We start from the raw sequence: 2,597 nt of genomic DNA on the forward strand, positions 1-2,597 counted from the left end.
ATTGATAAAGGTTTTCATTGTAGACCCCAAATTCTTTAATTTGAGAACCTTTCTGTCCTACGGCTACCCAATGACTTTGACTACCGATGTCAATTCCAGCAGCATTTTTGTTGATTACATCTAATGTGATTTTATCATCCATAAAATTTAAATTTAAAAAGCTCTAAGAGAATGTGCTTTAGGCAAATAGATTATTCTGAACGGGATCCACACAAAGTGTGGTCGCCAATGTACTGATGGCAAACATTCTAACCAGGATTGCGCTCGTGCTTACATTAACAACACTTTGAAAAACGGTCTTACAAAGAGCTAAATATTAAGTCAGTAATTTACAAATTTTACGTTAGCCTACGTACTGAGGAGTTTTTGGGTTTCTATGGGGGATTACTGGCAACGGTCTCGGCTATGAGTAGTTGCGTGGTTTAGCACTTAACTTTGCAAGTACACACCAAACTGAAAATCCGCGAGGATTTTCAGAAGTAGGCGAGAACAAGCAATTACTTATAGCCATTGTTAGCACCAGTTATTTTTTATTGAATTTTAAATTTTTTACTCTGCCTGAATCAAGTTCAAAACTAGAAATAAGCCCATTTTTTCTTTGAAATCGAACTAATCCGAATTCCATAGTGAATTGGTCAGCTTCACTTATTGTGCAATCCATTAATGATTTTTTTTCTTTAATTCCAGCCTTTAATACTCCATTTTCAAGGTCAAAATCATAGGTCACATTTAATTCCTGACTATAATAGCTTCCTACATAATCATTTAAGTTGATACTGGACAAATCAACTTCTTTTTTCCTTTTAGCCTTTGTTTCTGAGCCATTTTGTAAAACGGTAAGTGTTTGCGTAAAACCATCTTTTAAGTTAGAAAATGAAAAATTTATAGTTTCATTTCCTGGTATTTGGAATGTATTCCCGCTTACTTTTACAACATTATAGGTTGATTTATTCCAAGTTTGAAGGACATTTAATGAGTCGTTCTTAACAGATAATCTGGCAATAATACCAGGTTGTATTTCATAATCACCGATTATTTGACTTAGTTGAAATTCCTCTTCTGCAACAGCTATCTTTACTTTTTTTTCGTTCTTAACTACCTTTTCAACTAATTTATCTTTTAGCAATAAATCAGCAACTTGGTTCGCCATTCTTGATGGATTGGCGTCACCTCTGTTGGCAAATATTGCAATGGATAACTTTTGTTCAGGAAACCGCAATAGTTCAGCTCTAAAACCAACAAAAGCTCCTCCATGTCTTACAGTTTTTAATCCCTTGTATTCACTTATCATTAGACCAGAAGCATAGTCAATAACTTCTCCATTGTTTAATATGCCTTGTTTTGTCATCACACTCCAAAACTCTTTGCTCAAAACATTTGAATCATAAAAAGCATCATCCCATTTCTTAATATCATTTATTGTAGTAAAGATTCCACCATCGCCAATCATATCCAATGTAGTCATACTGATTTTATAAGTCCCATTATTATCAGGAACGTATCCAGATGCTCTATTTTTTACTATTTTTGTATGGTCATTATGAAAATGTGTGTTATCCATCCCGAGGGGCTCAAAAATTTCATTCTCCGCAAATTCTGCCATGTTCATTCCAGATACCTTATTTACAATTTGACCAAGAAGCCAATACCCAGAATTACTGTATAAATATTCTTCACCAGGTGTAAAGTTTAAATCGGCTTGGTTTATTAGCCATTTCATAATATCATCATCTGTATAATAGTTATCATCTCCTAATCCTTTTAAATAACTAATTTGCAAGTAATCTCTAATGCCGCTAGTATGATTTAGTAAATTTCTAATTGTAATCTTTTCTGCATATTTAGGAAAGCTAGGGAATAGGCTTTTCAAATTATCATCAAGACTTAATTTGTCTTTTTCTGCAAGTAGTACAATACATGCAGCCGTAAACTGTTTGGAAGTTGAACCGATTCTAAATACAGAAGAAGCAGAGTTTGGAATATTATATTCCATATTGGCCATTCCGTATCCCTTGGAATAGATAAGTTGCCCTTCTTTTATTATTCCCAATGCACAGCCTGGAACATCTGGTTTATTCCATTCTGTAAATATGCTGTCTATAGATTGACTTTCTTTTATCTGTCCATATGATAAAAGTGAAATGGAACAAAGTAAAAATAGTAGAAAATGTTTTTTCATAGTTGTGCGTTTTAATTGGTGCTAACGTTTCTAGTATAAGGAAAGTTGCGTTTTTTGTCAACGAGGAATTTCCGAAGGAAATTCAGAATTTACAAAAAAAAGCAACTCACTTTGATTAAGTACTAAAGTAGCAATTTTTTTTATACAGTGTTATGTTTTGTTGCGAAACACAATGTTTGACACGTTTTAATTCCATTTTCTTTTTTTTTCAGCATTTTAGATTTTCCTTTTTTATAATTTTCCTTTTCTATTTTTTCATGCAATTGTTATTTTTATTCAAGAAAAACAATTTTTATTTTTTTCCTTGGAACATTTTTAAACGAGTTTGGAAAGGAATTTCTAGCCAGAATTTTCAAACAAAAGTTTAGTGTTTTAAATGATTACTAAATTTTCAAACAGTAAAAAATTCCCAAGTATT

General features: G+C 32.2%; 1 protein-coding gene. It reads right to left on the minus strand.

Annotation, left to right across the window (positions count from 1 at the left end; genetic code table 11):
* Positions 1–523 precede the first annotated feature (523 nt).
* Positions 524–2,179, minus strand: coding sequence for a serine hydrolase domain-containing protein (locus ACWYN7_RS17165; RefSeq protein ID WP_462861202.1), 1,656 nt, complete (start codon positions 2,177–2,179; stop codon positions 524–526).
* Positions 2,180–2,597 lie beyond the last annotated feature (418 nt).

The sequence above is a fragment of the Polaribacter sp. M10 genome (assembly GCF_054968445.1).